This window comes from Streptomyces sp. NPDC026575, from assembly GCF_055567415.1.
The window spans coordinates 56,924-76,156 of the sequence record NZ_JBVHQM010000020.1 but is presented as its reverse complement, the minus strand read 5'-3'; the positions used below and the strand labels follow the sequence as shown (position 1 = coordinate 76,156).

Here is a 19,233-nt window from a genome sequence, read left to right as displayed (position 1 = left end):
CGCAGCGAGCGGATCGTGGAGAGGTGCGCGCCTCGCGCATGCGGGGCTGAGCGAAGCGAGGTGTCGGCATGAGCGACGCCCTCGACATCGCGCTGCGCCTCGTCGCCGTCTTCGCCGTGTTCCTGGTGTTCCCCCTGGTCATCGGGCAGACCGAGCACAAGGTCATGGCCCATATGCAGGGCCGCCTCGGTCCGATGTACGCGGGCGGCTTCCACGGCTGGGCGCAGCTCGTCGCCGACGGTGTGAAGTTCGCGCAGAAGGAGGACATCGTTCCGGCCGGTGCCGACCGGCGGATCTTCCAGCTCGCGCCCGCCGTCGCCCTGCTGCCCTACCTCCTGGTGCTGGTCGCGATCCCGATAGGGCCGCACAACGCCGTCGGACAGGAACTGGACGCCGGGATCTTCTTCGTCCTCGCCGTCATGGGTGTCGGCGTGCTCGGCTCACTGATGGCGGGCTGGGCCTCGGCGAACAAGTTCTCGCTCCTGGGCGGTCTGCGGACGGCCGCGCAGCTGCTCGCCTACGAGCTGCCGATGCTGCTGGCCGCGGCGTCGGTCGCGATGGCCGCCGGCACGCTCTCGCTGCCCGGCATCGTCGAGGCATTCCACTGGTGGTGGCTGCCGTGGCAGATCGTCGGCGGGGTGGTCTTCTTCACCGCGGGGCTCGCCGAGCTGCAGCGCCCACCGTTCGACATGCCGGTCGCCGACTCGGAGATCATCTTCGGCGCGTACACCGAGTACACCGGACTGCGCTTCGCCCTCTTCCTGCTCGCCGAGTACGCGGGCATCGTCGTGCTCTGCGCGCTGACCTCGGTGCTCTTCCTCGGTGGCTGGCACGGCCCGTTCGGCGCCGACGGCCTGGGCTGGCTGTGGACGCTGCTGAAGACCGTGATCCTCGCCTTCGGCGTCATCTGGCTGCGGGTGACCTACCCGCGGCTGCGCGAGGACCAGCTGCAAAAGCTCGCCTGGACGGTCCTGATCCCGCTCGCGCTCGCCCAGATCGCCCTCACCGGCGTAGTGAAGGTGGTGATCTCGTAATGGGTATTCCCGGCAGCGGCCTCGCCAAGGGCCTGGCCGTCACCCTGCGGACGATGACGAAGCGGTCGGTCACCGCGCAGTACCCGGACGTCCAGCCCGACCTGGCGCCCCGGACCCGCGGCGTCATCGGCCTGTTCGAGGAGAACTGCACGGTCTGCATGCTGTGCGCGCGCGAGTGCCCGGACTGGTGCATCTACATCGACTCCCACAAGGAGACGGTGCCGCCGGCCGCGCCCGGAGGCCGCGAGCGCAGCCGCAATGTGCTGGACCGCTTCGCGATCGACTTCGCGCTGTGCATGTACTGCGGTATCTGCATCGAGGTGTGCCCCTTCGACGCGCTCTTCTGGTCGCCGGAGTTCGAGTACGCCGAGACCGACATCCGCGAACTGACCCATGAGCGCGACAAGCTCCGCGAGTGGATGTGGACGGTGCCCGAGCCGCCGGCGCTCGACCCGGCCGCCGAGGAGCCCAAGGAGATCGCCGCCGCCCGTAAGGCAGCGGACAAGCTCGCCGCCCAGCAGGAGGCGGAAGCCGAGGCGCAGGCCGCCGCGGCCCAGGACCAGGAACCACCGAAGACCCCAGGGGAGGAAGCGTGACGCTCGCCGCCACCGCCGCAGGCCACGGCTTCCTTTCGCCCACCGGTGTCGAGATCGCCTTCGTCCTGGTCGGTATCGCCACCCTCGGCGCGGCCCTGGTCACCGTCACCACCCGGCAGCTGGTGCACGCCGCCCTCTGGCTGGTCGTCGCCCTCGGCGGGGTCGCCGTCGAATACCTCCTGCTCACGGCCGAGTTCATCGCCTGGGTGCAGGTGCTGATCTACGTTGGTTCCGTTGTCGTCCTCCTGCTCTTCGGGCTGATGCTCACCAAGGCCCCCATCGGCCGCTCACCGGACGCCGATTCGGGCAACCGCTGGGCCGCGCTCGTGGTGGCCCTCGCCTCGGCCGGCGCCCTGGTCTGGGTCGTCGTCGATGCCTTCCGCGCCACCTGGATCAACCTCGACGGCGCCGCCCAGGGCTCCACCGAAGTCTCCGGACGCGGCCTCTTCCAGTACTGGGTGCTGCCCTTCGAGGCGCTGTCGGTGCTGCTGCTCGCCGCGCTCGTCGGGGCGATCGTGCTGTCCCGCAAGGGCGGCGAGGGCCGGGCCCCGGCGGCGGCGCTGAGGAACAGTGCCTCTGGTGCCCCCGCCCCGCGAGAGGAGCAGCGCTGATGCATCTCGCCTATCCGGCCGTCCTCGCCGTCCTCCTCTTCTGCACCGGTCTGTACGGCGTGCTCGCCCGCCGCAACGCCATCCTGGTGCTGATGTCCGTCGAGCTGATGCTCAACGCCGTCAACCTCAACCTCGTCGCCTTCGACGTCTGGCTGCGCGACACCCTGCGCGCCGGCCAGGCGCTCACCCTCTTCACCATCGCCATCGCCGCCGCCGAGATCGGCATCGGCCTGGCGATCGTGCTGCTCGTCTACCGCAACCGCGGCAGCTCCGACATCGACCGGCTCCGCGACCTCGCCGAGCAGCCGGCCGGGGCGGACGCCGCGGACGGGACCCCGCAGCCGGACACCAAGGCGGAGGCCACCGCGTGACGCTCACGACCACCGCCGTTCTCGTTCCCCTCCTGCCCTTCCTCGGGGCCGTCGCCGGCCTCCTCCTGGGGCGCCGTACGCCCGGTTTCGTACGGCCGCTGGCCGTGCTGCCGACGCTCGCCGCGGCCGTGCTCACCGTGGTCGTCGCCGTCGGGCAGGGCGGCGGACCGGCCACCGACGTCGCCACCCAGCTCACCCCGACCGGCTCGGTCCCCATCGACCTGGCCCTGCACATCGACGGCTTCGCCGCGCTGATCGCCGTCCTGGTCGGTGTCGTGGCGACCTGTGTGCAGATCTACTCCACCGCCTATCTGCGCGACGATCCGCGCTACCCCTCCTACGCCGCGCTGGTCTCGCTCTTCACCTCCGCGATGCTGGTGGTCGTCTACACCGGCGACCTGATGATGCTGCTGGTCGGCTGGGAAGTCATGGGCATCTGCTCCTACTTCCTGGTGGGCCACTACTGGGAGACCGAGACCGCCCGCGCCGCCTCGCTCAAGGCATTCCTCGTCACCAAGCTCGGCGATGTCCCCTTCCTGTTCGGCATCTTCGCGCTGGCCGCCGACGCCGGCACCTTCAACATCACCGGCATCCTCGGCTCCGTCGCCAACGGCGGCCTGGACCACCCGACGCTGATCGCGCTGCTGCTGCTCGGCGGGGTCGCGGGCAAGTCCGCGCAGTTCCCGCTGCACACCTGGCTCCCGGACGCGATGGCCGGCCCGACGCCGGTCTCCGCGCTGATCCACGCCGCGACGATGGTGGCGGCCGGTGTCTATGTCGTGGCCCGTCTCCTCCCGGTCTTCGCGGCCTCCGCGGCCGCGCTGGTCGTACTCGCCGTCATGGCCGCGATCACCATGGTCGGCTCCGGACTGGCCGCGCTGGCCCAGGACGACATCAAGCGCGTCCTGGCCTATTCGACGGTCGGTCAGCTCGGCTACATGCTCGGTGCGCTGGCCGTCGGCGACCGCGGCGCCGCCGTCTTCCACCTCCTGACGCACGGTGCGTTCAAGGCCCTCCTCTTCCTCGGCGCGGGCGTGATCATCCACGCCGCGGGCACCAACTCGCTGGCCGCCATGTCGCGGATGAGCGGCCTGGCCCGGCGTATCCCGGACGCGTACTGGACCGTCACCGTCGCGCTGTTCGCCCTCGCCGCCGTCCCGCCGTTCGCCGGCTTCTTCTCCAAGGAAGCCGTTCTGGGCGCCGCCGAGCACGCCGCCACCGGAGAGGCACCCGCCATCCCCGGCGCCGCCGGCTGGACCGTACTGGTCTCCGGACTGCTCACCGCCCTCCTCACCGCGGCCTACGCCGCCCGCCTGTGGCTGCTGGCCTTCAAGGGCAAGGGCGTCGAAGCCCCCGACCACGGCCCGCAGCCGGTCGTCATGAACGCCGTCCTGTGGGTGCTCTTCGTGCCCACCCTCGCGCTCGGTCTCGCCGCCCCCCTGCTGCCCGAATGGTTCGACGGGCGCTCGCTCGCCCCGACCCTGACCACCTCCGTCCTGGGCACCGGACTCGCCCTCATCGGCGGCCTGGTCACCTACGCCACCTGGCGGCACACCAGCGCCCTCGCCGCCCGCACCCCCATCGGTGCGGTCGTCACCGCCCCGGACGCCGCCCCCGGGCTCGCCGAGGAGACCGCGATCGCCACCCACGCCCCGGTCTACGGGAGCGTCTCCGGCGCCGCCGACCCCGCCGACCCCGGCCGCCTCCTGCTCGGCCCGCTGCACCGCCACGCGGCCGTCGGCTTCCACCTCGACGCCGTCTACTCCGCCCTCTTCGTCCGGCCCGTACGCGCCGCCGCCACGCTGGTCCGCTTCCTGGACCGCGAGGTCGTCGACACCTACGTCCGCGGCGCCGGCACCGCACCCCGCCTGCTGGGCGCCGCCGTCCGCCGCGCCCAGACCGGGAACGTGCAGACCTACCTCGGCGCGCTGCTCGCGGGCTCGCTCGTCCTGGCCGTCGCCGCCGTCCTCGTCGCCACCGGCACGGGAGCCTGACCGTGCCGCCACTGACCGGGGGCCGAACCCCGCACCCCCAGCCGACAGCCCTCGTGGCCTGCCTCGCCGGAGCCGAACCCCTGAGGAGGGCCTGACCCGTGAACCACACCGCTCTGCAGCTGCTCCTCGCGGGGACCGTCGTCCTGCCTCTCGTCGGCGCGCTCGCCGCGCTGCTCCCGGCACCGCCCGGACTGAAGGGCAAGGACCCCGACCAGGCCGTACTGCGCCACGGCGTGACCGTCACCGGTGTCGTGCTGGCCGCCACGATCGCGCTGGCAGCCGGCTTCGACCACGCTCACCCGGCCCGTATGCAGGCCACCACCGACATCAGCTGGATCCCGGCGCTCGACATCCGTATCCACCTCGGCGTCGACGGCATCTCGCTCCCCCTTGTCGTCATGACCGCGCTGCTGACCTTCCTCTGCGCGCTCTACAGCTACTTCCACATGCCGGCGGGCCCGTCTCCCAAGGCATTCGTGGCCCTGCTGCTCACGTTGGAGGCCGGCACCCTCGCGACCTTCGCCGTCCTCGACCTGATGCTCTTCTTCCTCGCCTTCGAGATGGTCCTCATCCCGATGTACTTCCTCATCGCCCGCTGGGGCGGTGCGGAAAAGCAGGCGGCGGCCTGGAAGTTCATCCTCTACACGCTGCTCGGCTCGGTCGTCATGCTGCTCGGCCTCCTCCTCATCGGCGTGAAATCCGGCACGTTCGACATGGTGGCACTCGCCACTGACAACGGCCCGAAAGCCCAGCTCAGCCACACGGTCCAGCTGCTCGCGGTGCTCACGATCGGCATCGGACTGGCCGTCAAGTCCCCGATGTGGCCGCTGCACAGCTGGCTGCCCGACGCGCACACCGCCGCCCCCACCGTCGGCTCGGTGCTGCTGGCCGGCGTCCTGCTGAAGATGGGCACGTACGGCTTCGTGCGGATCGCGCTGCCCATCACTCCCGAGGGCATGCACACCTTCGCCCCGTACCTGGCCGCGCTGGCCGCCGTCGGCATCATCTACGGCTCACTGGCCTGCCTCGCCCTCGTGCGCAAGGGCGCCAAGGGCGACCTCAAGCGCCTGATCGCCTACAGCTCCGTCGGCCACATGGGCTTCGTACTGCTCGGCATCGCCAGCATGACGCCCACCGGGGTCAACGGCGCACTGTTCGCCAACATCGCCCACGGCCTGATCACCGGCCTGCTGTTCTTCCTGGTCGGCGCCCTCAAGGACCGCTACGGCAGCACCGACCTCGACACCCTCGCCGGCACGACCGGCGCCGCCCTCTACGGCAAGGCGCCCCGCTTCGGCGGGCTGCTCGCCTTCGCGGCCGTCGCCTCGCTGGGCCTCCCCGGCCTGGCCGGCTTCTGGGGCGAGATGCTCGCGATGTTCGGCGCCTTCCGGCCGGCCGCCGGCCTGAGCCGCCCCGCCTTCCTGACGTTCATGGTGCTGGCCGGCCTCGGCACCCTGCTGACCGCGGCGTACCTGCTGCTCGTCGTCCGCCGCGTCTGCATGGGCGGCACCCCGCACCTCGCACCGACCGCCCCGCTGGGCGACGGGAGCGACCCGGACGACACCGCCCCCGCGGACCCCGCACCGGCCGCGGCCCCCGTCATCCCCGACATCGCGCGCTACGAGTACGCGGCCTGGAGCCCCCTCGCCGTCCTCACCGTCCTCGCCGGACTGTGGCCCGCGGCCCTCCTCGGCCTCACCGACCCGGCCGTCCAGCAGCTCCTCGGAGGCGGTAAGTGATGAGCTCGGTCACCTCACTGGTCCAGTCCGTCGACTGGCTCGCCATCGCGCCGCCCACCCTCGCCGCGGCCGTCGCCCTGGTGGTGCTCGTCGCCGACCTCTTCCTCCCGGCGGCCCGCAAGCCGCTGCTGGGCTGGATCGCCACGGCCGGCCTCGCCCTCTGCGCGCTGGCGCTGCTGCCGCTCCTGAACGGCGACCGCCGCACCTTCTGCCTCCCGGGGCATCCCGATGTGTGCAGTTACGTGGCCGACCCGTTCACCCTGGTCATCCAGTTCCTGGTGCTCGGCGGGGCGCTGCTGACGGCTCTGCTGTCCATCGACACCATCAAGGACCACGACCTGCCCACCGGCGAGTACTGGTTCCTGCTGCTGTCCTCGGCCGCCGGCGCCGCCCTGCTGCCCGCCTCCAGGGACCTCGCCACCCTCGTCATCGCCCTCGAAGTGGCCTCGCTGCCCGCCTTCGCCCTCGTGGGGCTGCGCCGCGGCGACCGGCTCTCCTCCGAGGCGGCGCTGAAGTTCTTCCTGTCCTCGGTGGCCGCCACCGCCGTGATGCTGCTCGGCGTGAGCTTCCTGTACGCCGCCACCGGCAGCCTGCACCTCTCCCGGGTGGCGAGCGGCCTGGCCGACCTCCCCGACCCGCGCCTGGCCACCCTGGCGAGCGCCGGCGTCGCGCTCACCCTGGTCGGCTTCGCCTTCAAGACCGCGGCCGCCCCGTTCCACTTCTGGGTGCCGGACACCTACGTCGGCGCACCGCTGCCCATCGCCGGCTACCTCTCCGTGGTCGGCAAGGCGGTCGGCTTCTCCGGTCTGATCCTCGTCACGGTCCAGGGCTTCCCCGCGTACGCGGATGTCTGGGGCCCGGCGCTCGCCGTCCTCGCCGCGCTCACCATGACCGTCGGCAACGTCGCGGCCCTGCGCCAGGACCCGCGGCGCGCGCACAGCGCCGTACGCCTGCTCGCCTGGTCCTCGGTCGGCCAGGCCGGCTACCTCCTGGTCCCCCTCGCGGCCGCCGGATACGTCCACGATCCGGCGCGCGCCATCGGCTCCACGGTGGCCTACGCCCTGATGTACGCGGCCGTGAACCTCGGCGCCTTCGCCGTCGCCGCCCTGGTGGCCCGTACGAGCCCGGCCAACCGCATCGCCGACTACCGGGGCCTGTACGCCCGGCGTCCCCTGGCGGCGCTCGCGCTCGGCTTCTTCCTGCTCTGCCTCGCCGGTCTGCCGCCGGGCATCATCGGCCTGTTCGCCAAGGTCACGGTCTTCGCCGTGGCCGTCGACGCGGGGCTGGCCTGGCTCGCCGTCGTCATGGCCGTCAATGTCGTGATCGCGCTCTACTACTACCTGCAGTGGACCGCGGTGCTCTTCCGGGGCGCGAAGGAGGCCGAGGGTGCCGAAGGCACCGGGGCGGTGGAGGCCCCCCGGGCCGCGGAGCCGTCCCGCGCCAGGATCCCGGGCCCCCTCGCCACCGCCATCGCCCTGGCCGCCGTCCTCGGCGTGGCCCTCTCCGGCGCTCCGCAGCTCGTCCTGCGCTTCGCTTCCGTGGCGCTGCTCTGACGGCCCGCCGCGAGCCGTAGCGGACCCGCACGGGCCCCCTACGGCCTTCCGCCCACCCGTACGGCGGTAGGGCACCACGCCGCGCACCGTCATGCCCCGCCCGGCCCCACGGTCCGCGCGCCGGGGAACCAGCCTCGTTCATCTCGCGTTGACCAGTGCGTAAGGGTCCACTGGAGAGTGGAGCAACAAGGCACAGGGTTCCCCTGCCGCACCGTTTGGAGGGCGTACCGTGCACCGCCGGCACAACGGGCTCAGGACCGCCGTCCTCCTTGGGGGGCTGTCCGCACTCATCATCGTCATCGGCAGCCTCTTCGGCCGTACGGGCCTGATCATCGCCGTCCTCGTCGCCCTGGGCACCAACGCCTACGCGTACTGGAACAGCGACAAGCTGGCCCTGCGGGCCATGCGGGCCCGCCCCGTCAGCGAGTTCGAGGCCCCGCAGCTCTACAGGATGGTCCGCGAGCTCTCGACGACCGCCCGCCAGCCGATGCCGCGGCTGTACATCTCGCCGACCCAGGCGCCCAACGCCTTCGCCACCGGCCGCAATCCGCGCAACGCCGCGGTCTGCTGCACCGACGGCATCCTCCAGCTGCTGACCGAGCGCGAGCTGCGCGGCGTCATCGGCCATGAGCTCAGCCATGTCTACAACCGCGACATCCTGATCTCCTCGGTCGCCGGCGCACTGGCCTCGGTCGTGATGTTCCTGGTCAACTTCGCCTGGCTGATTCCCATAGGCCGCTCCGACGACGACGAGGGCCCCGGCCTCCTGGGCATGCTGCTGGTCGCGATCCTCGGGCCGATCGCGGCCTCGCTGATCCAACTGGCCGTCAGCCGCTCCCGCGAGTACGAGGCGGACGCCTCGGGCGCACAGCTCACCGGCGACCCGCTCGCCCTGGCCTCCGCCCTGCGCAAGCTGGAGGCCGGCACCCAGCGGCTCCCGCTCCCGCCCGAGCCCCGGCTGGAGACCGCCGGCCACATGATGATCGCCAACCCCTTCCGCGCCGGCGGCGGCATGTCCCGGCTCTTCTCCACGCACCCCCCGATGCGCGAGCGGATCAGCCGCCTCGAAGAGATGGCGGGCCACCACGGCCGGTGAGGCCCCGGGCGCCTTACGGGGCGGGTGGCCGTCCCTTCCGCCCCGTCGCATCATGAGGGCAACGTTTCACCAGGTTCGGTGCGTCTAGCAGAGCAGTTACGTTCTGTGCCGTGCCCGTGGAAGGCTGCCGATCATGAAAACCCTCCTCAACGTCCTCTGGCTGATCCTCAGCGGCTTCTGGCTGGCGCTCGGCTATGTGGTCGCGGGCATCGTCTGCTGCATCCTGATCATCACGATCCCCTTCGGCATCGCGTCCTTCCGGATAGCCGGCTACGCCCTGTGGCCCTTCGGCCGTACGACGGTCGTCCGGCACGACGCCGGCGCCGGCTCGGCGATCGGCAACGTCATCTGGTTCGTCTTCGCGGGCTGGTGGCTGGCCCTGGGGCACATCGTCACGGGCATCGCCCTGTGCGTGACGATCATCGGCATCCCCTTCGGCATCGCCAACTTCAAGATGATCCCGCTGTCCCTGCTGCCCCTGGGACGGGAGATCGTGCCCACCGACCAGCCCTTCGCCACCCGCTGACGCCAGGGGCTCCGCGTCACACCCGTACGAGCCCCCTGGGGGTCGCATACCGCCGGAACCCGAGCGGTTCGACCCCCGGCAGGCTCGTGATGAAGCTCATCACCGGACCGCCGGCCTGGAGGCTGGTGCCGATCTGCCGGGCGTGCGACTCCGGGTCCGTCCACTCGCTGTAGTTGACGACCCGTGTGCCGTCCTCGCTGATGTGGAAGTGCGAGCCGATCCCGCCCTCGCCCGGCTGCACCCCGCCGAGCCGGTCCAGCAGACCGTCGACGAGTCCCCGCGCGGCGTCGTGCCCCGTCGTGCGGAAGGCGACGCGTACGACGCAGCCCGGCGCCGCCGGCTCCCCCTGGGGCAGCATGCTGCGGTAGAGCCGGTAGCGGGTGGGCCCGGAAGCGCCGACGTCCCCCACCGCCTTGAGCGCCGCCGCGACCCGCTCGCCCAGCCCGGTGTCCTCGCTCCGTACGAACTCCCGGTGTGCCGCGTCGCTCGTCCACTGCGCGTAGTTGAGCACGCTGCGCCCGTCCGTCCCGGCGAACAGCACCCGTGACAGGAAGCCGGCCGGCAGCGGTGCCTCCTCCCAGGCCCGGGCGACGCCGTCCAGGACGGCCCGCTGCCCCTCGGGGCTGCCGGCGTCCCACTCGCTGATCAGTACCGTCCCGGCGTCCGGCCGCCGGATCTGCGGGAAGACATCCGTGGCGAAGCCGTCCCCGGGACCGTTCACCGGGGCGGCGCTGCGCTGTGCGTCAAGAGAAGTCATGCCGGGAGACTGCAATCTCAAGCGCGGTTGAGGTCAAGCACTCCCGTAAGGCCGCCCGCCGGCAGGGCCTTCTACGGGCGCCCCCAAAGCCGGTGGGGCGGCACACCGCAGCGCACCGCCCCATCCATGGCACCCGGAGGCCGGGCTGCTACCGGTAGTTCACGAACTGGATGGCGAAGTCCAGGTCCTTGCCCTTCAGCAGCTGCTGCACCGCCTGCAGGTCGTCCCGGCTCTTGGAGCTGACCCGCAGCTCGTCGCCCTGTACCTGCGCCTTGACGCCCTTGGGGCCCTCATCGCGGATGATCTTGGCGACCTTCTTCGCGTTCTCCTGCGAGATCCCCTCCTCGATGGAGGCGGAGATCTTGTACTCCTTGCCCGAGGCCTGCGGTTCGCCGGCGTCCAGCGCCTTCAGCGAGATCCCGCGCTTGACCAGCTTGGTCTCGAAGATGTCGAGTACGGCCTTGACCCGCTCCTCGGCGTTGGCCCGCATCTCGATCTTCTCGCCCGACCACGCGATCGACGCGCCCACGCCCTTGAAGTCGTAGCGCTGCGAGATCTCCTTGGCGGCCTGGTTGAGGGCGTTGTCGACCTCCTGCCGCTCTACCTTCGAGACGATGTCGAAACTGGAGTCGGCCATGTTGAGTTGGCTCCTCGTACCTAGATCCGTCAGGGGTGCGGACCGTGCCCGGACCGCCTGCCAAGCCTAGCCACCCGGCCAAGATCCAGCGCTCCGGAATCGAGTGGCGAACCACCCCCAGCCATCGGGTATGGTTTACGTCGTTGCCACGGAGCACCGCCCCAAAGCGGGTCTCCCGGCAGCAAACCCTGGCGGTGTGCCCGAGCGGCCAAAGGGAGCAGACTGTAAATCTGCCGGCTTCGCCTTCCCAGGTTCGAATCCTGGCGCCGCCACAGGTGTGAAAAGGCCCTTGAGTTGTAGCAATACGACTCAGGGGCCTTTTCCGTGCGCCGGGCCCGCGGGCGCCGCGAAGACCCCGCGGCCGCGGCGCTCAGCGCTGCGCCACCGCCCGCACCGCCTCCGCCACGGGCACCTCGCCGCCGATCAGCTCCAGCGTCCGGCCGATGGTGCCCGGCTCGTCGAGCAGCTCCACGAGAGCTGCCGCCACATCGTCGCGGGGCACCGCGCCGCGTCCGGTGGCGTCGGCCAGGGCCACCAGGGACGTTCCGGGCTCGTCCGTCAGCAGGCCCGGCCGCAGGATCGTCCAGTCCAGTCCGGCGCGGGCCCGTACGTCCGCGTCCGCGGCGCCCTTGGCCTTCAGATAGGCCGCGAAGACCGGGTCGGTGCCCTCGGGGGGCTCGCGGTCCGCGCCCATCGCGGAGATCACGAGGAAGCGGCGGACGCCCGCCGCCTCGGCCGCGTCCGCGAAGAGCGCCGCCGCGCCCCGGTCCACGGTGTCCTTGCGGGCGATGCCGCTGCCCGGCCCGGCGCCCGCCGCGAAGACGGCCGCGTCCGCGCCCTCCAGGTGCCGGGCGAGGTCCTCCACCGACGCCGACTCCAGATCGCAGACCACCGGCTCGGCCCCGGCGGCCAGTACGTCGCCGGCCTGCTCCGTCCGGCGGATGATGCCCGCGACCTCGTCCCCGCGCTTGGCGAGCAACCGCTCCAGCCGCAGCGCGATCTGACCATGTCCACCTGCGATGACAATGCGCATGATCCCGACCGTACGCCGAAGGGCCGCCGCGCAGCGCGGGACCGGCCGCACGAGGGGCTCCTTCTGGCCGCCGGGCCGCCCCGCCGGCGCTCAGCGCTGCGACTGCCGCGGCAGCTCCAGCGCCACCTCTCCCGTCGCGTCGCAGTACTCGCGCACCGCGCTGGTACGGGCGACCACCCGCCCCCGGTGGATCACGATCCGGCTGTACGCCAGCGAGAGCACCCCGGCGATCCGCTCGCCGCGCACCGCCAGCAGCTCCGCGGGGAAACCCGCCTCCACGCGCACCTCCGGCAGCCCCAGCGTCGCCCGCGCCGCCGCGCTCACCGACTCGTACGCCGCCTCCGGCGTGGCCTCGCCCAGGGACGCCAGGAGGTACGCGGCCTCCAACGGGTCGCCGCGCCCCACCGGGTTCGCCACGTCCCGCAGCGCCCCGCTGCCGGCCGCCACCCGCACCCCGGCCGCCCGCAGCAGCCGCACGGGAGCCGGCCGCGCCACCCGCGAGCCGTACCGCTCCAGGCCCGCGCAGTCGCCCTGCGGCAGGCAGACCACCGCGACGTCCGCCGCCGCCAGCTGCTCGGCGACCCGGGCCGCCACGCTGCGCGGCATCCGGGTCATCCCGGCGCACGGGCCGAGGGCGACGCCCGGCCGCAGGCCCCCGGACATCGCCGCGAAGCGGGCCAGCCGGGCCGGATCGTCGCCATCGGTGTGCAGGTCCACCGGGCAGCCGTGCTCGTCGGCCAGTTCCAGCACCGCCTCGACATAGCCGGCCGGATCGGGGTCCAGGTCCGGGCAGCCGCCGATGACCGAGGCGCCCATCTTCACCGCGTCCCGCAGCATCGACAGGCCGTCCGCCCCGGCCACCCCGGTCAGCACCCGCGGCACCGCGACCGCCGCCAGATCGGCCATCCCGCGCAGCGACCTGCGGGCCTGCAGCACCGCCTGGAGGGACCGCAGCCCCTGTACGTCGCCGATCCTGACGTGACTGCGGGAGGCGGTGGCGCCGTGCCCCAGCTGCAGCAGCGCCGCCTCGGTCGTCCGCCGCTGGACGTCCTCGGGGGAGCCGGAGGCGGGGCCGTCGCAGTCCGCGGTCAGGGCGGTGTCGCAGTGCGCGTGCGGCTCGGCGGGGGCGGGGAGCAGCAGGTAGCCGGAGAGGTCGAGGCGGGCGCCCTGGAGGGAGAGGCTGCCGGCCGTCCCCACGGCCTCGATGCGCCCGTCTCCGAGGCGTACGTCCACCGTGCGGCCGTCGGCGAGCCGGGCGCCGCACAGGACCAGCGAACCGCCGTCCGACCTGGTGTGCCGTCCGGGGTTGCCGGGTCTTCCCGGCTGGGGCTGCGGCGGACTGCTGTCGGACATCGCGCTCCTCGAAGGCCCGGGCGTGCAAGATCACGCAGCGTGCCTCCGAGACTAGGGCGCCGCCGGGGGAGCTTCGCGCAGGCGCGAAATAGTCGTACCGGTGTGGTGCGCGGGGCCGTTGGGGCGCGGCCCGGATACGGATTTCACGTTTGGCGGCGGGCCGTGTAATGTCTTCATCGCTCGCCCCAATAGCTCAGTCGGCAGAGCGTCTCCATGGTAAGGAGAAGGTCTACGGTTCGATTCCGTATTGGGGCTCTGATGTGAGAGGCACCTCGCCTTCGGGCGAGGGACTTCCCGCATCGCAGCGGTGTAGCTCAGTCGGTAGAGCAAGCGGCTCATAATCGCTGTGTCACCGGTTCAAGTCCGGTCACCGCTACTGACAGTAGCCGATTGTGGGGTCGGTCCTTCGATCGGCTACTCTTTTCTGCGTTCATCCGTCCATCCGTCCGTCAAGGAGCACTCACGTGGCTGCCACCGACGTCCGCCCGAAGATCACGCTGGCCTGCGTGGAGTGCAAGGAGCGGAACTACATCACCAAGAAGAACCGGCGCAACGACCCGGACCGTCTTGAGATGAAGAAGCACTGTCCGCGCTGCAACTCGCACACCGCGCACCGCGAGACGCGATAACACCAGGCTCGTTCGTGAGGCCGTCCCCATTCTGGGGGCGGCCTCACGGCGTTATCACCATCAGTACACGGAGGTTGCGAGCCCATGGCGCTCGACCAGTCTTTTGTCGGACGCACGTACCCGCCCACCGACCCCTATGAGGTCGGCCGGGAAAAGATCCGCGAATTCGCCGAGGCGATCGGTGACCCCAACCCTGCCTACACCGACGCCGAAGCGGCCAAGGCCCTCGGTCACCCCGATGTGATCGCGCCGCCGACTTTTGTGTTCGCGATCACTTTCAAGGCGGCGGGGCAGGTCATCGAGGATCCGCAACTGGGCCTGGACTACAGCCGGGTGGTGCACGGCGACCAGAAGTTCGCCTACACCCGGCCGGTGCGCAGCGGCGACCGACTGGCCGTCACCTCCACTATCGAGGCCGTCAAGACGATGGCGGGCAACGACATCATCGACATCCGCGGCGAGGTGCACGACCAGGCGGGCGAGCATGTCGTGACCGCCTTCACCAAGCTGGTGTCCCGTCGCGCCGAGGAGGCCTGAGATGACCGCGAAGATCTCTTACGACGATGTCGAGGTCGGCACCGAACTCCCGGCGCAGACCTTTCCCGTGAGCCGCGCCACACTCGTGCGCTACGCGGGCGCCTCCGGCGACTTCAACCCGATCCACTGGAACGAGAAGTTCGCCAAGGAGGTCGGCCTGCCGGACGTCATCGCCCACGGCATGTTCACCATGGCCGAGGCGATCCGGGTGGTCACCGACTGGACCGGCGACCCCGGCGCGGTCGCCGAGTACGGCGTGCGCTTCACCAAGCCCGTCGTCGTCCCCAACGACGACGAAGGCGCGCTGATCGAGGTCGGCGCCAAGGTGGCGGCCAAGCTCGACGACGACGCCCGTACGGTCCGGGTCGACCTCACCGCGATAAGCGCCGGCAAGAAGGTGCTGGGTATGGCCCGTGCGGTGGTCCGCCTCGCCTGAGCGGGCGGCGGACGCAGGGGGCGGCCGGACGGCACTGTCGGACCGCCCCCGTACCCTTGGGCGCGTGCAGGAACGCCACGTAGAACACGACGCCCCCCTCGCCCCGCTGACCACCTTCCGGCTGGGCGGCCCGGCGACCCGCCTCGTCACGGCCACCACCGACGAGGAGGTGATCGCCGCCGTCCGCGCGGCCGACGACGCCGGCACCCCGCTGCTGATCATCGGCGGCGGCAGCAACCTCGTCATCGGCGACAAGGGCTTCGAGGGCACCGCCCTGCGCATCGCCACCAGCGGCTTCTCGCTGGACGGCACGGCCCTGGAGCTCGCCGCGGGCGAGAACTGGTCCGACGCCGTCGCCCGTACGGTCGAGGCCGGGCTGGCCGGCGTCGAGTGCCTGGCCGGCATCCCCGGCTCGGCGGGCGCCACGCCGATCCAGAACGTGGGCGCGTACGGCCAGGAGGTCGCCACGACGATCACCGAGGTCGTCGCCTACGACCGCCGGGCCGGCGAGACCGTCACGATCCCGGGCGAGGAGTGCGGCTTCTCCTACCGCCACAGCCGCTTCAAGGCGGACCCCGACCGGTTCGTGGTGCTGCGGGTGCGCTTCGCCCTGGAGGACGCCGGCGGCCTCTCCGCACCCCTGAAGTACCCCGAGACCGCCCGCGCCCTCGGCGTCGAGGCCGGCGACCGGGTCCCGGCCGCCATCGCCCGGGAGACCGTCCTGGCCCTGCGCGCGGGCAAGGGCATGGTGCTGGACGCGGCGGACCACGACACCTGGTCGGCCGGCTCCTTCTTCACCAACCCGATCCTCACCGAGGCCGAGCACGCCGCCTTCCTGCGGCGCGTCCAGGACCGCCTCGGTCCCGATGTCGCCCCGCCCGCCTTCCCCGCCGGCGACGGCCTGGTGAAGACCTCGGCAGCCTGGCTCATCGACCGCGCCGGCTTCACCAAGGGCTACGGCAGCGGCCCGGCCCGTATCTCCACCAAGCACACCCTCGCGCTCACGAACCGCGGCGCGGCCACCACCGAGGACCTGCTCATGCTGGCCCGCGAGGTCCGCGACGGCGTCCACGCCGCCTTCGGCGTCACGCTCGTCAACGAACCGGTGACGGTCGGCGTCAGCCTCTAGCGGCGGCGCAAGGCCCCCGGCGGGCCCCAAGGCCCCGAGCGGCCCCGGAAGGCCCTGTACGGGCCGGCCGGGGCGCTACCCGGCCAGCCAGCCGTCGATCTCCGCCAGCAGCCGCTGCTGCTCGTCCTGCGGCGCGCGTGAGCCGCGCACCGACTGGCGGGCCAGCTCGGCGAGTTCGGTGTCGGTGAAGCCGTGCGCGGTGCGGGCGATCTCGTACTGCGCGGCCAGCCGCGCGCCGAACAGCAGCGGGTCGTCCGCGCCCAGCGCCATCGGCACCCCGGCCTCGAAGAGCGTCCGCAGCGGCACGTCCTCCGGCTTCTCGTAGACCCCCAGCGCCACATTCGACGCCGGGCACACCTCGCAGGTCACCTCGCGCGAGGCCAGCCGGCGCAGCAGCGCGGCGTCCTCCGCGGCCCGTACGCCGTGCCCGACCCGGCCGGCGTGCAGATCGTCCAGGCAGTCCCGGACACTGGCCGGCCCAGCCAGCTCACCGCCGTGCGGCGCCGCCAGCAGACCGCCCTCCCGGGCGATGGCGAAGGCGCGGTCGAAGTCCCGGGCGAGACCCCGGCGTTCGTCGTTGGAGAGCCCGAAGCCGACCACGCCCTGGTCGGCGTAGCGCACCGCCAGACGCGCCAGCGTACGGGCGTCCAGCGGGTGTTTCATACGGTTGGCCGCGACCAGCACGCGGATGCCCAGCCCGGTCTCCCGCGAGGCGCTGCGCACCGCGTCCAGGATGATCTCCAGCGCCGGGATCAGCCCGCCCAGCCGCGGCGCGTACGAGGTCGGGTCGACCTGGATCTCCAGCCAGCGCGATCCGTCGCGGACGTCCTCCTCGGCGGCCTCGCGCACCAGCCGCTGAATGTCCTCCGGCGCGCGCAGACACGAGCGCGCGATGTCGTACAGCCGCTGGAAGCGGAACCAGCCGCGTTCGTCCGTCGCGCGCAGTCTGGGCGGCTCACCGCCCCGCAGGGCCTCCGGCAGATGGACGCCGTACTTGTCGGCGAGGTCCAGCAGGGTCGACGGCCGCATCGAACCGGTGAAGTGCAGATGCAGATGGGCCTTCGGCAGCCGGCGCAGGTCTCGTACGGCGGCCGGGCCGCGGTCACGAGTGCTCGTGGGGTTCGGGGGACGTCCCCCTGGCAAGGGCTCCATCAGCCGATCTTGCCGCATCCGGGCGGCGCGCCGGTAGGGCCTTTCCCGAAGGGGTGTCCGGAAGAACGCGCGAGCGGGCGGCCCGGAACACCTTCCGGCCGCCCGCTCGGGGCACTCACGGACAACCGTGTGCGGCTACTTGGCCTCCGCCAGCAGCTTCTGGATCCGGGACACGCCCTCGACCAGGTCCTCGTCGCCCAGCGCGTACGAAAGTCGCAGGTAGCCGGGGGTGCCGAAGGCCTCGCCCGGAACGACGGCGACCTCCGCCTCCTCCAGGATCAGCTCGGCCAGCTCGACGCTGCTCTGCGGGCGCTTGCCGCGGATCTCCTTGCCCAGCAGCTCCTTGACCGACGGGTACGCGTAGAACGCGCCCTCCGGCTCCGGGCACAGCACACCGTCGATCTCGTTGAGCATCCGCACGATGGTCTTGCGGCGCCGGTCGAAGGCGACCTTCATCTCCTCGACGGCCGTGAGGTCGCCGGAGACCGCCGCGATGGCCGCGGCCTGCGCGACGTTGGAGACGTTGGAGGTGGCGTGCGACTGGAGGTTCGCGGCGGCCTTGATGACGTCCTTGGGGCCGATCGCCCAGCCCACCCGCCAGCCGGTCATCGCGTAGGTCTTCGCCACGCCGTTGACGATGATGCACTTGTCGCGCAGCTCGGGCACGACCACCGGCAGCGACGAGAACTCGGCGTCGCCGTAGACCAGGTGCTCGTAGATCTCGTCGGTCAGCACCCACAGTCCGTGCTCGGCGGCCCAGCGGCCGACCGCCTCGACCTGCTCGCGGGTGTACACCGCGCCGGTCGGGTTCGACGGCGAGACGAACAGCAGCACCTTGGTGCGCTCCGTACGGGCCGCCTCCAGCTGCTCCACGGTCACCCGGTAGCCGGTGGTCTCGTCGGCGACCACGTCGACCGGCACGCCGCCCGCGAGGCGGATCGACTCGGGGTAGGTGGTCCAGTACGGCGCCGGGACGATGACCTCGTCACCCGGGTCGAGGATGGCCGCGAACGCCTCGTAGATGGCCTGCTTGCCGCCGTTCGTCACCAGGACGTTCGCGGCCTCGATCTCGTAGCCGGAGTCGCGCAGCGTCTTCGCGGCGATCGCGGACTTCAGCTCGGGGAGGCCGCCGGCCGGGGTGTAGCGGTGGTACTTCGGGTTGCGGCATGCCTCGATCGCCGCCTCGACGATGTAGTCGGGCGTGGGGAAGTCGGGCTCACCGGCGCCGAAGCCGATCACCGGGCGTCCGGCGGCCTTGAGGGCCTTGGCCTTGGCGTCGACGGCCAGGGTCGCGGACTCGGAGATCGAACCGACGCGGGCCGATACCCGACGGTCGGTGGGGGACGATGCGGAAGGGGTTGCAGCGCTCATACATGCATCGTTGCAGACCCCCGACGAGCCCGGCACACGGGTTTGCGGGGCACCACCGGGACAATCGTGTTCGACGCCCGGCCCGGAACCACGTACACTCGCTGACCGTTGGCTCCCAACAGGTCGCCGCGGCGCATGCACCTAGTGCAGTCGGCCGCATGCGGTAGGTTGGGGGAACCACAAAGGGTCGTAGCTCAATTGGTAGAGCACTGGTCTCCAAAACCAGCGGTTGGGGGTTCAAGTCCCTCCGGCCCTGCTACACGCACTCTCACCGCAGTGCGTGCACGCGTACGTATGCACCGCCGTGCAGCTCCACCGGGCGCGGCACGGCCACGACCCGGATTCAGGTGAGGACGAGTGACGGACGCCCTGGGCTCCATCGACATGCCTGAGCGTGGTCGTTCCGAGGACGACGCCTCGGAGTCCCAGAAGAAGCCCCGTCGCGGCGGCAAGCGCGGCAAGAAGGGCCCCTTCGCGCGTCTCGCGCTCTTCTACCGCCAGATCGTCGCGGAGCTCCGCAAGGTTGTCTGGCCCACGCGTAGCCAGTTGTCGACGTACACCAGTGTGGTGATCGTCTTCGTTGTCATCATCATCGGTCTCGTAACCGTGATTGACTTGGGAATCAACCGAGTCGTCGGGTACGTCTTCGGCTGATCCCGCGGAGGGCGCCTACGCGGGC

General features: G+C 71.7%; 20 protein-coding genes and 4 tRNA genes. 18 read left to right on the top strand and 6 right to left on the bottom strand.

The window, feature by feature from the left end:
- Positions 1–68: 68 nt before the first annotated feature.
- The 9 genes from ACZ4NB_RS26345 (at position 69) to ACZ4NB_RS26305 (ending at position 9,520) form a co-directional block, all read left to right on the top strand.
- Positions 69–1,034, top strand: coding sequence for a complex I subunit 1/NuoH family protein (locus ACZ4NB_RS26345; RefSeq protein WP_467665301.1), 966 nt, complete (start codon positions 69–71; stop codon positions 1,032–1,034).
- A complete protein-coding gene (locus tag ACZ4NB_RS26340; RefSeq protein WP_467665299.1) occupies positions 1,034–1,630 on the top strand; it encodes a NuoI/complex I 23 kDa subunit family protein in 597 nt (198 codons plus the stop codon). The genes ACZ4NB_RS26345 and ACZ4NB_RS26340 overlap by 1 nt, the downstream gene beginning before the upstream one ends.
- Positions 1,627–2,241: an NADH-quinone oxidoreductase subunit J family protein gene (locus tag ACZ4NB_RS26335; RefSeq protein ID WP_467665297.1), complete on the top strand. Its 615-nt coding sequence runs from the start codon at positions 1,627–1,629 to the stop codon at positions 2,239–2,241. The genes ACZ4NB_RS26340 and ACZ4NB_RS26335 overlap by 4 nt, the downstream gene beginning before the upstream one ends.
- A complete protein-coding gene (gene nuoK / locus ACZ4NB_RS26330) occupies positions 2,241–2,612 on the top strand; it encodes an NADH-quinone oxidoreductase subunit NuoK (RefSeq protein ID WP_467665295.1) in 372 nt (123 codons plus the stop codon). The genes ACZ4NB_RS26335 and nuoK overlap by 1 nt, the downstream gene beginning before the upstream one ends.
- On the top strand, positions 2,609–4,606 hold the full coding sequence (locus tag ACZ4NB_RS26325; protein WP_467665294.1) for an NADH-quinone oxidoreductase subunit 5 family protein: 1,998 nt from the start codon (positions 2,609–2,611) through the stop codon (positions 4,604–4,606). Before nuoK ends, ACZ4NB_RS26325 begins: the two co-directional genes overlap by 4 nt.
- Positions 4,607–4,704: 98 nt before the next feature.
- Entirely contained in the window at positions 4,705–6,345 is a 1,641-nt protein-coding gene (locus tag ACZ4NB_RS26320) for a complex I subunit 4 family protein (protein WP_467665292.1), read from the top strand.
- Positions 6,345–7,898, top strand: a complete 1,554-nt coding sequence (locus tag ACZ4NB_RS26315) for an NADH-quinone oxidoreductase subunit N (RefSeq protein ID WP_467665290.1) — start codon at positions 6,345–6,347, stop codon at positions 7,896–7,898. The genes ACZ4NB_RS26320 and ACZ4NB_RS26315 overlap by 1 nt, the downstream gene beginning before the upstream one ends.
- Positions 7,899–8,127: 229 nt before the next feature.
- The gene (htpX, locus tag ACZ4NB_RS26310) at positions 8,128–8,994 is read left to right on the top strand and encodes a zinc metalloprotease HtpX (protein ID WP_467665288.1); all 867 of its coding nucleotides are present in this window, start codon (positions 8,128–8,130) and stop codon (positions 8,992–8,994) included.
- A 133-nt stretch (positions 8,995–9,127) separates the two neighbouring features.
- Positions 9,128–9,520, top strand: coding sequence for a YccF domain-containing protein (locus ACZ4NB_RS26305; protein WP_467665287.1), 393 nt, complete (start codon positions 9,128–9,130; stop codon positions 9,518–9,520).
- Positions 9,521–9,536: 16 nt separating this feature from the next.
- Here ACZ4NB_RS26305 and ACZ4NB_RS26300 read toward each other — a convergent pair whose 3' ends face one another.
- Positions 9,537–10,277: an antibiotic biosynthesis monooxygenase gene (locus ACZ4NB_RS26300; RefSeq protein WP_467665285.1), complete on the bottom strand. Its 741-nt coding sequence runs from the start codon at positions 10,275–10,277 to the stop codon at positions 9,537–9,539.
- A 148-nt stretch (positions 10,278–10,425) separates the two neighbouring features.
- Positions 10,426–10,914 (bottom strand): YajQ family cyclic di-GMP-binding protein, encoded by a 489-nt coding sequence (locus ACZ4NB_RS26295; RefSeq protein WP_467665283.1) that lies wholly within the window; start codon positions 10,912–10,914, stop codon positions 10,426–10,428.
- Between the two features lie 190 nt (positions 10,915–11,104).
- On the opposite strand from ACZ4NB_RS26295, the gene ACZ4NB_RS26290 reads away from it, so the two are divergent.
- A tRNA-Tyr gene (locus ACZ4NB_RS26290) sits at positions 11,105–11,186 on the top strand.
- Between the two features lie 98 nt (positions 11,187–11,284).
- Here ACZ4NB_RS26290 and ACZ4NB_RS26285 read toward each other — a convergent pair.
- A complete protein-coding gene (locus ACZ4NB_RS26285) occupies positions 11,285–11,947 on the bottom strand; it encodes an NAD(P)H-binding protein (RefSeq protein ID WP_467665281.1) in 663 nt (220 codons plus the stop codon).
- A 90-nt stretch (positions 11,948–12,037) separates the two neighbouring features.
- Complete coding sequence (locus tag ACZ4NB_RS26280) at positions 12,038–13,300, bottom strand: amidohydrolase family protein (protein WP_467665279.1); 1,263 nt, start codon at positions 13,298–13,300, stop codon at positions 12,038–12,040.
- Between the two features lie 182 nt (positions 13,301–13,482).
- On the opposite strand from ACZ4NB_RS26280, the gene ACZ4NB_RS26275 reads away from it, so the two are divergent.
- From ACZ4NB_RS26275 to ACZ4NB_RS26250, 6 genes are all read left to right on the top strand, one after another.
- Positions 13,483–13,555 (top strand) — tRNA-Thr (locus ACZ4NB_RS26275).
- Positions 13,556–13,603: 48 nt separating this feature from the next.
- A tRNA-Met gene (locus ACZ4NB_RS26270) sits at positions 13,604–13,676 on the top strand.
- A gap of 88 nt (positions 13,677–13,764) precedes the next feature.
- Positions 13,765–13,929 carry a 50S ribosomal protein L33 gene (rpmG, locus tag ACZ4NB_RS26265; RefSeq protein WP_006604855.1) on the top strand — a complete coding sequence of 55 codons (165 nt, stop codon included), beginning with the start codon at positions 13,765–13,767 and terminating at the stop codon, positions 13,927–13,929.
- 84 nt (positions 13,930–14,013) lie between these two features.
- Positions 14,014–14,466 carry an FAS1-like dehydratase domain-containing protein gene (locus ACZ4NB_RS26260; protein WP_393487381.1) on the top strand — a complete coding sequence of 151 codons (453 nt, stop codon included), beginning with the start codon at positions 14,014–14,016 and terminating at the stop codon, positions 14,464–14,466.
- A 1-nt stretch (position 14,467) separates the two neighbouring features.
- Positions 14,468–14,902 carry a MaoC family dehydratase gene (locus ACZ4NB_RS26255; protein WP_467665277.1) on the top strand — a complete coding sequence of 145 codons (435 nt, stop codon included), beginning with the start codon at positions 14,468–14,470 and terminating at the stop codon, positions 14,900–14,902.
- Positions 14,903–14,966: 64 nt separating this feature from the next.
- Positions 14,967–16,031 carry a UDP-N-acetylmuramate dehydrogenase gene (locus tag ACZ4NB_RS26250; RefSeq protein WP_467665275.1) on the top strand — a complete coding sequence of 355 codons (1,065 nt, stop codon included), beginning with the start codon at positions 14,967–14,969 and terminating at the stop codon, positions 16,029–16,031.
- A 75-nt stretch (positions 16,032–16,106) separates the two neighbouring features.
- On the opposite strand, the gene ACZ4NB_RS26245 is transcribed toward ACZ4NB_RS26250, so the two are convergent.
- Together ACZ4NB_RS26245 and ACZ4NB_RS26240 are read right to left on the bottom strand one after the other, a co-directional pair.
- Positions 16,107–17,183, bottom strand: coding sequence for an adenosine deaminase (locus ACZ4NB_RS26245; protein WP_467665273.1), 1,077 nt, complete (start codon positions 17,181–17,183; stop codon positions 16,107–16,109).
- Positions 17,184–17,318: 135 nt separating this feature from the next.
- Complete coding sequence (locus tag ACZ4NB_RS26240) at positions 17,319–18,554, bottom strand: pyridoxal phosphate-dependent aminotransferase (RefSeq protein WP_393487386.1); 1,236 nt, start codon at positions 18,552–18,554, stop codon at positions 17,319–17,321.
- Positions 18,555–18,737: 183 nt separating this feature from the next.
- On the opposite strand from ACZ4NB_RS26240, the gene ACZ4NB_RS26235 reads away from it, so the two are divergent.
- Together ACZ4NB_RS26235 and secE are read left to right on the top strand one after the other, a co-directional pair.
- Positions 18,738–18,810: transfer RNA gene (locus tag ACZ4NB_RS26235), tRNA-Trp, on the top strand.
- A 101-nt stretch (positions 18,811–18,911) separates the two neighbouring features.
- Positions 18,912–19,208 (top strand): preprotein translocase subunit SecE, encoded by a 297-nt coding sequence (gene secE, locus ACZ4NB_RS26230; RefSeq protein ID WP_384429860.1) that lies wholly within the window; start codon positions 18,912–18,914, stop codon positions 19,206–19,208.
- The last annotated feature ends 25 nt before the right edge of the window (positions 19,209–19,233 follow it).

Excerpts from the sequence above, each read along its gene's own strand:
- ACZ4NB_RS26345 (WP_467665301.1), top strand. The coding sequence starts at position 69 with ATGAGCGACGCCCTCGACATCGCGCTGCGCCTCGTCGCCGTCTTCGCC.
- ACZ4NB_RS26340 (WP_467665299.1), top strand. The coding sequence starts at position 1,034 with ATGGGTATTCCCGGCAGCGGCCTCGCCAAGGGCCTGGCCGTCACCCTG.
- nuoK (WP_467665295.1), top strand. The coding sequence starts at position 2,241 with ATGCATCTCGCCTATCCGGCCGTCCTCGCCGTCCTCCTCTTCTGCACC.
- ACZ4NB_RS26315 (WP_467665290.1), top strand. The coding sequence starts at position 6,345 with ATGAGCTCGGTCACCTCACTGGTCCAGTCCGTCGACTGGCTCGCCATC.
- ACZ4NB_RS26305 (WP_467665287.1), top strand. The coding sequence starts at position 9,128 with ATGAAAACCCTCCTCAACGTCCTCTGGCTGATCCTCAGCGGCTTCTGG.
- ACZ4NB_RS26300 (WP_467665285.1), bottom strand. The coding sequence starts at position 10,277 with ATGACTTCTCTTGACGCACAGCGCAGCGCCGCCCCGGTGAACGGTCCC.
- ACZ4NB_RS26295 (WP_467665283.1), bottom strand. The coding sequence starts at position 10,914 with ATGGCCGACTCCAGTTTCGACATCGTCTCGAAGGTAGAGCGGCAGGAG.
- ACZ4NB_RS26285 (WP_467665281.1), bottom strand. The coding sequence starts at position 11,947 with ATGCGCATTGTCATCGCAGGTGGACATGGTCAGATCGCGCTGCGGCTG.
- ACZ4NB_RS26280 (WP_467665279.1), bottom strand. The coding sequence starts at position 13,300 with ATGTCCGACAGCAGTCCGCCGCAGCCCCAGCCGGGAAGACCCGGCAAC.
- ACZ4NB_RS26260 (WP_393487381.1), top strand. The coding sequence starts at position 14,014 with ATGGCGCTCGACCAGTCTTTTGTCGGACGCACGTACCCGCCCACCGAC.
- ACZ4NB_RS26255 (WP_467665277.1), top strand. The coding sequence starts at position 14,468 with ATGACCGCGAAGATCTCTTACGACGATGTCGAGGTCGGCACCGAACTC.
- ACZ4NB_RS26245 (WP_467665273.1), bottom strand. The coding sequence starts at position 17,183 with ATGGAGCCCTTGCCAGGGGGACGTCCCCCGAACCCCACGAGCACTCGT.
- ACZ4NB_RS26240 (WP_393487386.1), bottom strand. The coding sequence starts at position 18,554 with ATGAGCGCTGCAACCCCTTCCGCATCGTCCCCCACCGACCGTCGGGTA.